Source organism: Streptomyces sp. NPDC045968, assembly GCF_056430475.1.
In genome coordinates, this window is sequence record NZ_JBWKLF010000005.1 from 56,636 (window position 1) to 68,914 (window position 12,279).

Genomic DNA, 12,279 nt, shown 5'->3' on the forward strand with positions numbered 1-12,279 from the left:
GTCGCGTGCTGCGAAGGAGAGCGCGTGACATGCGATCACCGACCGGTTGCGGAGGTCGGCTGCGAACGGTGATGCTGCCACGGAGGCGGCGCGAGCGCTACGGGGTTGCATAATATTTTGTGCATGATATGAGTGAGCCATGACTGAAACTATCTCGTCCGGAACGGCGACCATCGGCGAGCTGATGGACCTCAGTGGCAGGACTGCCCTGGTCACCGGGGGCGCCATGGGTATCGGCCTCGGCATCGTCCACCGCCTGTACGAAGCCGGCGCCAACGTCGTGATCGCTGACATCGACAAGAGCGCCGCCGACAAGGCCGTGCAGGGGTTCGAGGACGCCGCTCGTGTACGCACGGTCGCCGCGGATGTCAGCAAGGTGGAGGACGCGGACGCCATGGTCCGTGCCGCCGTCGACGCCTTCGGATCCCTCGACATCATGGTGAACAACGCCGGCATCTACCAGGGCTCGCCCTTCCTGGACACGAGCCCGGAACTCGCGCGGCGCACGATGGACGTCAACTACTTGGGTGTCATGGTCTGTTCGCAAGCGGCGTCCCGACAGATGATCGCGCAGGGCGGGGGCGGCCGGATCGTCAACGTGAACTCCGTCGAGGGCGTGAATCCGTCGGTGCTGGGCCTGGCGCACTACGGCGCCTCGAAACACGCCGTGGCGGGGCTGATCAAGACGATGGCCCTGGAGCTCGCACCCCACGGCATCTCCGTCAACAACGTCTGTCCCGGCGGCGTCCGCACGCCCGGCCTCGCGCCGCTGCTGGACGAGGACGCGATCGTGGAACTGGAGAAGAGGATTCCGAAGCAGCGGATCGCGGTGCCGGACGACGTCGCCCGCGTCGTGCTCTTCCTCGCCTCCGACCTTGCCTCCTACATGACCGGAGCCCAGATCGTCGTCGACGGCGGTCAGACGCTGCGCGGCTGCGCGGTCTGACCGGGCAGGCCTCCTCCGACGGGAGGAGCTGCGAGGCCCTCAGGGGTGGTATGCGGGAACCTCGCGCGTACCACCCCTTCTTTCCGTCCGCCCTCGTCCTGCTGATGCGAAATCTTCGAATCGGCACTTCGAAACTTTGCAATCGATTGGGTATTGGCTGGTCAATTGGGCCGGGGATACGCTCCGGAAACAATGCTGGAGGTCACCGATGGAACGTAAAGCAAGCGGACCGCTCGCGGGAGTCAAAATAGTCGAGCTGGGAGGCGTCGGACCGGTTCCTTTCTGTTGCATGCTCCTTTCCGATTTGGGTGCGGACATCATTCGCATCGACCGCCCCGCGGGGTACGACGGTGGCGCGCCGGTCGACCCCCGCTTCAATCTGCTCAACCGTGGACGGCGCAGCGCCGGCCTGGACCTGAAGAAGAGAGAGGCCGTCGATGCGGTCCTGAAGCTGGTGCGTGGCGCCGATGTCCTGGTGGAGGGATTCCGCCCCGGTGTCCCGGAGAAACTGGGGCTCGGGCCCGAGACCTGCCTCGCGGTGAACCCGGCGCTCGTCTACGGCCGGATGACCGGCTGGGGGCAGGACGGGCCGCTGGCCCAGGAACCCGGCCACGACGTCAACTACGTCTCGCTCACCGGAGCGCTGCACTCCATCGGCGCGGCGGGCGGCCCTCCGGCCATTCCCCTCAACCTCGCCGGCGACTTCGGCGGAGGTTCGCTCTACCTGGCGCTCGGCGTGCTGTCGGCGCTCCTGGAGACCCGGCGCTCGGGGGAGGGGCAGGTGATCGACGCCGCGATGGTGGACGGTTCGGCATCCCTGATGACTCTCTTCTATGGGCTGCGTGCCGCCGGTTACTGGAGTGACGAGCGCGGCACGAACCGGCTCGACTCCGGCGCGCCCTGGTACGACGTGTATGAGACCTCGGACGGTCGCTGGCTGAGCGTCGGCTCCAACGAGGCGCGGTTCTGGCGCAACACCCTGCGGGTACTTCGCCTGTCCGAGGACGACGTGCCGGACCAGCACGACCGTTCCCGCTGGCCGGAGATGCGCGCCACTCTGGCCGCGGTGATCCGTACCCGCACCCGGGACGAATGGAGCGAGCTGGCGGCCGGCGAGGAGGTCTGCTTCGCCCCGGTCCTGTCGATGGCCGAGGCGCCGCGACATCCGCATCTGCGCGCGCGAGGCACGTTCGTGGAGGTCGACGGAGTCGTCCAGCCGGCCCCTGCCCCGCGCTTCAGCCGGACCCCCGGCGCGATCCAGGGCCCACCCTCGCGACCAGGTCAGGACACCGCGGAGGTCCTTGCCGACTGGGGGTTCACGGGCGCCGACCTGGCAGCGCTGCGCGCGGCCGGCGCGATCGACTGAAAGCGGCCTTTCCCCGGAAGGGTCGAATCAGGTGCGACCGAGTGGTTCGACGCATGCGAATCGCGGATTCGAAACTTGCCACTTGGATCATCCATGGCCCCGCCTTAACGTGTGGTCAACCGCAGAGATTTCCCCGAATAGATGCTTTGGAGTGATGGAGAAATGGCTCCGAATTTCCTCGACGAATCCCAGGCCGACTGGCTTCGTACGGTCAATGACTTCATGGACAAGGAAGTCACCGTCGAATACGTCCGCGCGTGCGACACGGAGCGCCGGTATCCGTACGAGGCGTACGAGAAGATCGCGTCGCAGGGGTGGCTGGGCATCATGATCCCCGAGGAGGAGGGCGGCTCGGGCGGTGACATCTTCGACTACTCACTGATGGCCGAGGGCCTCGGCAAGTTCGGCTTCGACTTCGCCTGCTCGGTGCTCGTGCCGACCTTCACGGCGATGAACATCATAAAGTTCGGCTCCGCCGAGCAGAAGGCGACGTACGTCCGGCCGTTCATCGAGGGCAGGATCCGTTTCTCGGTCTCCATCTCCGAGCCCGACGCAGGCTCGGACGCCTCGAACACCAAGACTCATGCGCGTCGCGACGAGAACGGCGACTGGATCGTCAACGGCTCCAAGCTGTGGTGCAGTGGAGCCGCCGCCAAGGACACCGTCATCGCGATGCTGGTCCGGACCGACAGCGCCGACAAGCACGGCGGCCTCTCGGTCCTGCTGATCCCGAACGACACCCCGGGCCTCGACATCCGCAAGCTGCCGACCCTGTCGCGACACGCGACCGGCACTACCGAGATCTTCCTGGACGACGTCCGGGTCCCCGCCGGGAACCTCCTCGGCGAGGTCGGCCAGGGCTGGAAGATCATCACCGACCACCTGGAGCTCGAGCGCTGCGCGGTCGCCGCCGCGTACACCGGCAATGCGCAGGAGGCTGTCAACGCCGCCAACCGCTATGCGCAGGAGCGCATCCAGTTCGGCAAGCCGATCTACGAGTTCCAGGTGCTCAAGCACATGCTCGCCGAGAACCAGACCCGTGTCGACGCGGCCCGGTTGCTCTGCTACCGCGCCGCCCAGATGAAGGCCGATGGGCTGCCCGCCGCCCGCGAGACCTCGATGGCCAAGCTCTACGGCTCGGAGACGCTCAAGCAGTGTGCCCTCGACGGCATGCAGATCCTCGGCGGCTACGCCAACCTCCCCGAGGCCGACATGGAGCGCTACCTGCGCGAGAGCGTGCAGTCCACCATCGGCGGCGGTACGTCGCAGATCCAGCGCACCATCATCGCCAAGTCCATGCGTCTGCCCGCCGGCGCCTGAGACCCCTGACAAGGACCCGCATCATGCCCCTCATCGACAACCGTATCGACATGCCGTTCGACGAGATCGAGGTCGGCCGCGTCTTCCGCTCGGGCGGCCGGACGATCACCGAGACCGATGTCGTCAACTACTGCGCGCTGACCGGTAACTGGATCGAGATCCACTCGAACGTCCACTACGCGGCGCAGACCCGCTTCGGCGAGCGCCTCGTCCAGGGCTCGCTCACCTACTCGGTCATGACCGGCCTGATCACCTTCGGTCCGTCGATCCAGGCCAACTACGGCATCGACAACCTTCGCTACCTCACACCGGTGCACATCGACGACACGATCTACGTGACCTGTGAGGTCGTCGCCAAGAAGGAGAAGGACGACAAGTTCGGCGTCATCACCTTCCTGATGAAGGCGCTCAACCAGCACGGCGACGTGTGTCAGAAGTCCGAGTGGAGCCTGCTCATGCTGCGCAGGCGCGAGGACCTCGACGCACTGGTCTCCGCGTCGGTCCCCACCGAGAAGCCGCGCAAGAAGGCCTGAGGTCAACCCGATGTCAACCGCACCCGTCGCCGCCATCATCGGCATGGGCGACGCCTACGCCTCGCTCGACGACAGGAAGGACCCTCTGCAGCTCGCCGCGCAGGCGACGGTCCGGGCACTCGCCGACGCCGGGATCCGCAAGGACCAGGTGGACGCGGTGTTCACCGGACGTTCGCCGTGGGCCGACAAGCGGTCGCAGTGGAGCAACATCTTCATCTCGCACATGCAGATGCCGGTAACCCTCACGAGCGAACTCACCATGCACGGCGCCGGACTGACCGCGACGATCGCCGTAGCGTCGCAGATGATCGCCGCCGGCGCCGCCGAGTACGTGCTGTGTCTGCAGAGCGACGCGACCCAGCTGTTCGTCGACGCGGTGGCGATGGGTGCCGAGGCCGACGCCGACCCCCAGTTCGAGGTCCCGTACGGTCCCACGATCCCCGCGCTCTACGCCCAGGCGGCCCGGCGCTACTTCCACGAGTTCGGCCTCACCGAGGAGGACCTCGCGGACGTCGCCGTCGCCAACCAGCGCTGGGGAGCCCACCACCCCCACGCCGCCAAGCGGAAGCACGGGGAGATCGACCGCGCCACGGTGCTCGCCTCGCCCTACGTGGCCACGCCGCTGCGCCGGTGGATGTGCTCCACCTGGGGCGGCGGCACCGGGGGCGCGCTGGTCGTCACCTCCCCGGAGAAGGCGAAGGACGCCCGCGACCCCGTGTACGTCCTCGGCTACGGGTCGGCCACGACCCACGAGTACCTGGGCGACCGCATGAACATGCGCGAGTCCCGGTTCCCGGACCTGGGCGCGTTCCCCAACCTCACACACACCGCGACGGCGGAAGCCGCCCGCCAGGCGTACACGAGGTCCGGGCTCGGCCCCTCCGACATCGACATGATGCAGATCTCCGTCAACTTCGCGCACATGGGCCCCATCGTCATGGAGGACCTGGGATTCGCGAAGAAGGGACACGGGATCGACGTCTACCGCGAGGGACGCACGGGCATGGACGGAGACCTCCCGACCGACACGAACGGCGGCTGGCTGTCGTTCGGTCAACCCGGGATCTCCTGCAACATGGACAGTTTGGTCGAGGGAGTCCGCCAACTGCGAGGCCAGGCCCTGGGGCTGGCGCCGAAGCGCCGGCCGCGGACGGCGCTGGTGCAGGGCGCGGGCGGCATGCTGGCGGCGGGCAGCGTGATGCTGCTGGCCTCCTCCACCTGAAACGCGATGGGGAGCACCCGATGAGCGAGACGAGAACGACGAAGGACTGGCCGCAGCCGTACCGTCTGCTGGACGCGGAACCGTACTGGGAGGCACTGTCGGACGAGCGGCTGACCTTCCAGCGCTGCGGCGACTGCGCACAGGCCGTGTGGCCGGCGCACTCCTTCTGCACCCACTGCGGGGCACAGGCACTGACATGGGTGCCGTCCACCGGGCACGGCACGGTCTACTCGTACAGCACGATCATGCGCGGGCCGACCCCGGTCTGGGCCGGGATCGCCCCGTACACAGTGGGCTTCGTGCGCCTGAACGAGGGCTACTTCCTGTTCACCCAGATCGAGGGCGAACCGGATGCCATCGAGATCGGCATGGAGGTCGAGGTCCGCTTCGTCCAGCGCGGCGAGCAGAAACTCCCGGTGTTCTCGCAGGCGACGACCGAAGCGGAGCTGTGAGATGACAGGGCCTCTGGACGGCGTACGGATCCTGGATCTGTCGTCGAACTTCATGGGACCGTACGCGACGCTGCTGCTCGCGGACATGGGGGCTGACATCTCAAAGGTCGAGTCGCCGGAAGGAGACACGACCCGGGGCATCGGGCCGTCCCGGAACCCCGGTATGAGCGCGATCTTCCTGCACCTCAACCGCAACAAGCGCAGCCTCGTCCTCGACCTCAAGAGCGAGGACGGCAACGCCGCGTTGAAGAGGATGATCGGCTCCGCCGACGTGCTGCTGTACAGCCTGCGCCCCAAGTCCATGGCCAGGCTGGGGCTCTCGTACGAGGACGCCCAGGAGCTCAACCCGCGGATCATCTACTGCGGCGTGTACGGCTTCGGGCAGAACGGGCCGTACGCGGACCGTCCCGCGTACGACGACCTGATCCAGGCTGCGGTGGGGATGCCCGTCCTGCAGAGCCGCAAGGCCGGCCCGCCCGACTACGTGGCCACCGCCATCGCCGACCGCGTGGTCGGCATGGCCGCCACTTCCGCCATCTCGATGGCGCTGTACCGGCGGGAGCGGACCGGCCGCGGCCAAGAGGTCCAGGTGCCGATGTTCGAGACGTTCGCCCACTTCGTCCTCGGCGATCACCTGTACGGGCACACCTTCGTTCCCCCGATCGGGGACTGGGGGTACGCGCGGATGATGAACCCCGACCGCCGTCCGTACCGCACGTGCGACGGCTACGTGGGTACGAACATCTATACGGACCGGCACTGGCGGCGGTTCTGCGAGCTGACCGGGCACCCGCAGCTGGCGGACGATCCGCGTTTCGCCACCGTCCAGGCCCGTACCGAGAACATCGCGCTGGTCAACGAGTTCGTGGCGGGTACCTTCCCGACCAGGACGACCGCCGAGTGGATCGCTCTGCTGGTGGAGGCGGACATCCCGATCATCGAGGTGAACACCCCTGAGACGCTGCTCGACGACCCGCATATGAAGGAGGTCGGCTTCTTCGTCGACCAGGAGCACCCGACCGAGGGCCTCCTGCGGACGCTCGGTATCCCGCAGCGGTGGAGCGAGAGCACCCCGGAGATGCGCCACCCGGCGCCCCGTCTCGGTGAGCACTCGGTGGAACTCCTCACGGAATACGGCTTCGGCGGGAGCGAGATCGACGAACTGCTGCGCTCCGGAGCGGCGCGTGGGACCGACACGCCGCCGACCGGCTGAGGAAGGGAAAGAGGAAACGATGATGCGCGATCTGCCCTTGTCGGGCGTGGTGGTGGTGGAGCTGAGCGACAGTGCGTCGGCACCGTTCACCGGGAAGATCCTTGCTGAGCTCGGCGCCGAGGTATGGAAGGTCGAGCGCCCCACGGGCGACTCCGCGCGTGGCTGGGGCCCCAGCACATGGAAGGGCAGCGGAGCCGCCTTTCACGCCCTCAACCGGGGCAAGCGGTGCATCAGCATCGACATCAAGGACCGCGATCAGCTGACCGTCCTCCACCAGTTGATTGCCGAACAGGCCGACGTGTTCGTCCACAACCTCCGACCGGGTGCCGCCCCCTCGTACGGGCTGGACGCCGACAGCCTCCGGGTGACCAAGCCCGAACTGATCTGCTGCGAGATCGGCGCATTCGGCCACAAGGGGCCCCTGAACACGCTCCCCGGCTACGATCCGCTGATGCAGGCCTTCGCCGGCATCATGAGCATCACCGGCGAGGAGGACGGGCCCCCCGTCCGCGCCGGTGTCTCCATCGTCGACTTCGGGGCCGGGATGTGGGCCGCCATCGGCATCCTGGCGGCCCTGCACCGACGTGGTACCAAGCACTCCGGCGCGACCGTGAACGGCTCGCTCCTGGAGACTGCCATCGCCTGGATGACCGTCGGCATCGCCAACCACGCCGCCGACGGCGAACCCGGCGCGCGCCACGGCTCGGGCGTGGCCTTCATCGTGCCGCACCGCGCCTTCCCCACCGCCGACGGCGACCTCGTTGTGAGCTGCGCCAACGACCCGCTGTTCGCTCGCCTCTGCGAGGCGCTCGGAGCACCCGAATGGGCCGCGGACGACCGGTTCGCCACGAACGCGGCACGGCTGGAGAACCGGCGCGAGATCGACCGGCTGATCGGGGAGCGGCTGGCAGGGGAGACGCGTGCTCACTGGCAGGAGAGGCTGCAGTCGTCGGGCATACCCGTGGCACCGATCCAGACCACCACCGAGCTCGTCGGCCACGAGCAGACCCGTGCCCTCGGCATGATCGGCACGCCGGCGGACGACGAGATCGGGCTCGTAGGCCTGCCCCTGTCGTTCGACGGCAGGCGTCCGCCGCCGCTCCACGCGGCGCGTGACATCGGCGCGGACAATGAAAGCATCCAGAAGGTGCTCAAGATCCGTCCGTGACGGCGGCAGGCTCGCCATCAGCGGATGGTGGCCTCCCGTTCGATGCACGGTGCACCGCAGGGCGAGGGTGGAGACATGGGAACGTTCAATCGACTGCACATGATCCGTCAGGTCGATCTGTTCACGCTGCGACTCTTTCTCTCCGCGATCGAAGAACAGCAGATCGGCCGGGCCGCGATCAGGGAGAACATCGCCGCGTCGACGGCGACCAAGCGCATTCAGGTCCTGGAGGACATTGCCGGGATCCAGCTCCTCGAACGCGGACCGAAAGGGGTCGTCCCGAGCCCGGCCGGTGCGGTCCTCGCGCGATACGCCCGCCAGATCTTCGACAGTCTCGAAGACATGCGATCCGAAATCGCCTCCTTTACGGAAGGCGTACGAGGCGACCTCACCATCGCGTCGGCGCGCACCATTCTCGTACCCTTTCTCGCCCGGGAACTCGGCGATTACAGCCGGGAATACCCGAGTGTCAATCTGTCGGTGCACGACGTCGAAAACGCCGATATCGTCCAGCAGGTCGCCCACGGCCAGGCGGACATCGGCGTGTTCGCGGCCGCCTACGAGCTTGATCTCGACGGCGTCGACGTCACGCCCTACCGGCGGGACCGCCTGGTGGCGGTGGTACGCCAGGACCACTGGCTGAGCGACCGGCCCAGCGTGACGTTCCATGACCTGCTCCCGGAGAACCTGATCGCGGTGAACTCCATGCTCGGTGCCTTCCGCGCCGCGGCGCGGCGGCTGGAGCGGACGTTCGAGCCGGAATACACCGTACGGAGCGCGAGCGTGGCGATCAGCCTCGTGCAGGCGGGGCTGGGCGTCACCGTGCAGCCCGAATGCCTGGTCACCCAGGAGATGGCCTCCGGTGTGGCCATGGTTCAGCTGGACGAGCCATGGGCGGTACGGAAGATCCACATCGCCACGGCGCACGGGCGGACTCTTGGCCCGGCGGCGCGCGCCTTCCTCAGCCAGCTGCTCGACCGCCCCGCGGACGACCGCAGGAGCACGACCCACCCCTGAACGTCGGCCGACGGCGGTCGGACGAGACATACGGAACTCCCTGGCCCCGGGCAACATCCCGGGGCCGGGGAGTTCTTCGCGTTGATGGTGCGGCCGGGGCAGGGAACGCGCCAGGGCCCGTCGGACACGATGTTCCCCGGTGTCCGACGGGCCCTGACACGAGCGGCGGGCCGCTGACCGTATGTGTGACGGTGCTACGGCGTGCCGCGTTCCACCAGCGAGACCTTGACGTGGTCCGGTCGCTTCAGTGTCCCGTCGGGGACGAGCTCGACGACCGTCTTCACGTTGAGGGCGGAGCGGACACGCTCCTCGATCGTGGTGCGCAGGCCGTTTCGTTGTTCCGGGCCCATGCCCGCGGCGTGCTCCACGACCAGGGGGAGCGGACGCTGGGTCGAGTGGCCCTCGAAATCGGCCCGGATGCGCATCTCACCCGTCGTCGCCGGCGCCAGCTCCGCGACCAGCTGCTTGATCGCCGAGGGAAAGAGGTTGATCCCGCGCACGATCAGCATGTCGTCCGTGCGTCCGATGCACCGCACCTTGAAACCGGTCCGGCCGCACGAACAGTCGGTCCCGGTGACGACGACGTGGTCCCGGGTGCGGAAACGCAACAGGGCCGAGGCCTGGCGGCGCAGAGCGGTGTAGACCAGTTCACCCTGAGCGCCTTCCACCGGCTCGATCCGGTCCCCGGTCTCGGGGTCGATCAGTTCGACGATCATGAGATCGGGTGACAGGAAGTGCATGCCATCGGCCGCTTCGCACTCGCCCCAGTAGGTGCAGGCGATGTCGGTTCCGCCGAGCATCTCCCGCGAGGTCGCGCCCCACAGTGATTCGAGCTTCTCCCGTACGGCAGGCAGGCCGCCGCCGGGCTCGCCGCCGACGCTGATGCTGCGGACGCCGAGCTCGCGGGCCGGCCGGCCGACGATCTTCGGTGCCTGCTCGGCGAGGTGGGCGAGAAAGTGCGGGGTGCCTATCAGGGCGTTCGGCCGCAGGTCGGCTTGGACCCGCAGCAGCCGATCGGCGCCGGCCTCGGCGCCGATCGGAATGTCGACGATGCCCATGTACCGGAGAATCTGGACGACGGGCAGTCCGCCGACGAAGCCCTTGCTCATGCCGAAGGCGTGCAGCAACCGGTCTCCGGGCCGGAACCCATTCGCGTAGAGGGCACGTGCCCCGAGTTCGCACCAGGTGACGATGTCCGCGGAGGTCAGTGCGACGTATGACGGACTTCCCGTGGTGCCGGACGATGCCTGGATCTGCACGATGTCAGCGCTGTCGACGGCGACGTGGGCGCCCAGCGGCGGCGCCGCGGCCAGGCTGTCGCGGAGCTCCTGCTTCTCGGTGAAGGGCAGACCGGCCAGGTCGTCGACCGACTTGATCTTCTTCACCTCGACGCCGTGCCGCGAGAATTTCTCCTGGTAGAACACGCTGTTCGCGGCCAAATGGGAAATCTGCTCCCTCAGGCGCTCATTCTGGACCACCCGCGCCGCCTCGACGGGCAGAGTCTCGATCTCATTCCAGTATTTCTCTGAGAACGGAGCAACCGACATGATGCCTCCCTTTCGCCCCGGCCCATCGATGATCGTGCTGTTGTCGCACTCATCGGAAACGCCTGCCAGGTGTCTAGATATTCGCCGCACGCGAGAAGTGCGGGCCTCACTGAACAGCCGCATAAAAATATATCGTATTTCAGACCTCCTCTGGGAGGGTCCCAGGGGTGCCGGTAGGGGGTCCCTGGGGGTGAACTGCCCGATTTTGGTGCCATAATGACCGACGTGCGGCAGTGTGATATCTGCAATGTCACATAATATTTTGAGGCCGGGCTGTTCTCCGGTACGGCGGAAGAGGTCTTCACGGGTCACCAAGGGGGAGCGGCTCCCTACACCCGAGCGGGGTGGCGAACTCGCGGCCGGTCTCGCGTGAGGGGGGACGGACCTGTCCCCGGACCAGGCGGTCCGGGGACAGGAATGGCCTATTCCGCGACCGGGCGACGGGTGTGAGTCTTGAAGACGTGGCCGCCATCGGGGCCACCGGTAACACCCGGAACAGCAGACGCTCTTGCGAGACAGTCGCTGATTCCCGCCGTTACGGCGATCTCCGCACCCGAACCAAGGGACACGCTCAAGCATGAAGGCCAACGTCACCTTTCCCAGCGCCGGCCTCGCCCTCGCCGGCATCCTCTTCACCCCCGACAGCCACACTGGAGCACCGCTCCCCGCTGTCGTCGTCTCCCACCCCTGTGGTGGTGTGAAGGAGCAGACCGCGAGCGAGTACGCCGAGCGCCTGGCCCGCCAGGGCTTCGCCGCCCTCGTCTTCGACGCCGCCTACCAGGGCGAGAGCGAGGGCACGCCGCGCGGCCTGGAAGACCCCTTCCAGCGCGCCGAGGACATCCGCTCCGCGGTCACCTACCTGACCATGCGGGACGACATCGACCCGGCCCGCATCGGCGCGCTGGGCATCTGCGGCTCCGGCGGCTACGTGCCGTTCGCCGCGCAGACCGACCACCGCATCAAGGCCGTGGCCACCGTCAGCGCGGCGGACACCGGCGACCTGTTCCGTACGGGTCTGGGCCGCACGCAGGAACCGGAGGTTCTCCAGGCCATGCTCGACCAGGCCGGAGAGCTGCGCACCGCCGAGGCCCAGGGCGCCGGGGTTCTCACGGTGCTGAACTGGGTCCCGGAGTCGCCCGAGGGCCTGGAGCCGCGCACCTTGTTCGCCGACGCCCACGACTACTACAAGACGCCGCGCGCCCAGCACCCCCGCTCGACCAACGAATGGCCGCTGCGCAGCATCGACCAGATCGCCCAGTACGACTCGTTCGCACACATCGATCTCATCTCGCCGCGTCCGCTGCTGATGATCATCGGCTCGGACGCCGACACCGGCTACTTCAGCCGCGAGGCGATCCAGAAGGCGAACGAGCCCAAGGAACTATTCGTCATCGACGGGGCCACCCACGTGGACCTGTACGACAAGGACGAGTACGTCACCCCGGCCCTCGCGAAGCTCACCGGCTTCTTCGGTGAGTACCTGGCCGCCTGACCT

The 12,279-nt window shown here is 67.5% G+C and carries 11 protein-coding genes; 10 read left to right on the top strand and 1 reads right to left on the bottom strand.

Features of this window, described 5'->3' with window-relative positions:
- Positions 1-139 precede the first annotated feature (139 nt).
- The 9 genes from AC07FA_RS15990 to AC07FA_RS16030 all read left to right on the top strand — a co-directional run bounded on the left by AC07FA_RS15990 (position 140) and on the right by AC07FA_RS16030 (position 9,237).
- The gene (locus tag AC07FA_RS15990) at positions 140-946 is read left to right on the top strand and encodes an SDR family NAD(P)-dependent oxidoreductase (protein WP_479076024.1); all 807 of its coding nucleotides are present in this window, start codon (positions 140-142) and stop codon (positions 944-946) included.
- A gap of 208 nt (positions 947-1,154) precedes the next feature.
- Positions 1,155-2,312, top strand: coding sequence for a CaiB/BaiF CoA transferase family protein (locus AC07FA_RS15995; RefSeq protein WP_479076025.1), 1,158 nt, complete (start codon positions 1,155-1,157; stop codon positions 2,310-2,312).
- 162 nt (positions 2,313-2,474) lie between these two features.
- Positions 2,475-3,632 (top strand): acyl-CoA dehydrogenase family protein, encoded by a 1,158-nt coding sequence (locus tag AC07FA_RS16000; protein ID WP_479076027.1) that lies wholly within the window; start codon positions 2,475-2,477, stop codon positions 3,630-3,632.
- A 23-nt stretch (positions 3,633-3,655) separates the two neighbouring features.
- Positions 3,656-4,165: a MaoC family dehydratase gene (locus tag AC07FA_RS16005; protein WP_479076028.1), complete on the top strand. Its 510-nt coding sequence runs from the start codon at positions 3,656-3,658 to the stop codon at positions 4,163-4,165.
- A 10-nt stretch (positions 4,166-4,175) separates the two neighbouring features.
- On the top strand, positions 4,176-5,387 hold the full coding sequence (locus AC07FA_RS16010) for a thiolase family protein (RefSeq protein WP_479076029.1): 1,212 nt from the start codon (positions 4,176-4,178) through the stop codon (positions 5,385-5,387).
- 20 nt (positions 5,388-5,407) lie between these two features.
- Positions 5,408-5,839 carry a Zn-ribbon domain-containing OB-fold protein gene (locus tag AC07FA_RS16015; protein WP_479076030.1) on the top strand — a complete coding sequence of 144 codons (432 nt, stop codon included), beginning with the start codon at positions 5,408-5,410 and terminating at the stop codon, positions 5,837-5,839.
- Position 5,840: 1 nt separating this feature from the next.
- The gene (locus AC07FA_RS16020; protein WP_479076032.1) at positions 5,841-7,052 is read left to right on the top strand and encodes a CaiB/BaiF CoA transferase family protein; all 1,212 of its coding nucleotides are present in this window, start codon (positions 5,841-5,843) and stop codon (positions 7,050-7,052) included.
- A 19-nt stretch (positions 7,053-7,071) separates the two neighbouring features.
- Positions 7,072-8,220, top strand: a complete 1,149-nt coding sequence (locus tag AC07FA_RS16025) for a CaiB/BaiF CoA transferase family protein (RefSeq protein WP_479076033.1) — start codon at positions 7,072-7,074, stop codon at positions 8,218-8,220.
- Positions 8,221-8,295: 75 nt separating this feature from the next.
- A complete protein-coding gene (locus tag AC07FA_RS16030) occupies positions 8,296-9,237 on the top strand; it encodes a LysR family transcriptional regulator (protein ID WP_479076034.1) in 942 nt (313 codons plus the stop codon).
- A 194-nt stretch (positions 9,238-9,431) separates the two neighbouring features.
- Here AC07FA_RS16030 and AC07FA_RS16035 read toward each other — a convergent pair whose 3' ends face one another.
- The gene (locus tag AC07FA_RS16035; protein ID WP_479076035.1) at positions 9,432-10,907 is read right to left on the bottom strand and encodes a phenylacetate--CoA ligase family protein; all 1,476 of its coding nucleotides are present in this window, start codon (positions 10,905-10,907) and stop codon (positions 9,432-9,434) included.
- 454 nt (positions 10,908-11,361) lie between these two features.
- On the opposite strand from AC07FA_RS16035, the gene AC07FA_RS16040 reads away from it, so the two are divergent.
- Positions 11,362-12,276: an alpha/beta hydrolase gene (locus AC07FA_RS16040; RefSeq protein WP_479076037.1), complete on the top strand. Its 915-nt coding sequence runs from the start codon at positions 11,362-11,364 to the stop codon at positions 12,274-12,276.
- Positions 12,277-12,279 lie beyond the last annotated feature (3 nt).

What these genes read in the sequence shown, in the direction of transcription:
- AC07FA_RS15990 (WP_479076024.1), top strand. Translation starts at nt 140, where the DNA reads ATGACTGAAACTATCTCGTCCGGAACGGCGACCATCGGCGAGCTGATG.
- AC07FA_RS15995 (WP_479076025.1), top strand. Translation starts at nt 1,155, where the DNA reads ATGGAACGTAAAGCAAGCGGACCGCTCGCGGGAGTCAAAATAGTCGAG.
- AC07FA_RS16000 (WP_479076027.1), top strand. Translation starts at nt 2,475, where the DNA reads ATGGCTCCGAATTTCCTCGACGAATCCCAGGCCGACTGGCTTCGTACG.
- AC07FA_RS16005 (WP_479076028.1), top strand. Translation starts at nt 3,656, where the DNA reads ATGCCCCTCATCGACAACCGTATCGACATGCCGTTCGACGAGATCGAG.
- AC07FA_RS16010 (WP_479076029.1), top strand. Translation starts at nt 4,176, where the DNA reads ATGTCAACCGCACCCGTCGCCGCCATCATCGGCATGGGCGACGCCTAC.
- AC07FA_RS16015 (WP_479076030.1), top strand. Translation starts at nt 5,408, where the DNA reads ATGAGCGAGACGAGAACGACGAAGGACTGGCCGCAGCCGTACCGTCTG.
- AC07FA_RS16020 (WP_479076032.1), top strand. Translation starts at nt 5,841, where the DNA reads ATGACAGGGCCTCTGGACGGCGTACGGATCCTGGATCTGTCGTCGAAC.
- AC07FA_RS16025 (WP_479076033.1), top strand. Translation starts at nt 7,072, where the DNA reads ATGATGCGCGATCTGCCCTTGTCGGGCGTGGTGGTGGTGGAGCTGAGC.
- AC07FA_RS16030 (WP_479076034.1), top strand. Translation starts at nt 8,296, where the DNA reads ATGGGAACGTTCAATCGACTGCACATGATCCGTCAGGTCGATCTGTTC.
- AC07FA_RS16035 (WP_479076035.1), bottom strand. Translation starts at nt 10,907, where the DNA reads ATGCGGCTGTTCAGTGAGGCCCGCACTTCTCGCGTGCGGCGAATATCT.
- AC07FA_RS16040 (WP_479076037.1), top strand. Translation starts at nt 11,362, where the DNA reads ATGAAGGCCAACGTCACCTTTCCCAGCGCCGGCCTCGCCCTCGCCGGC.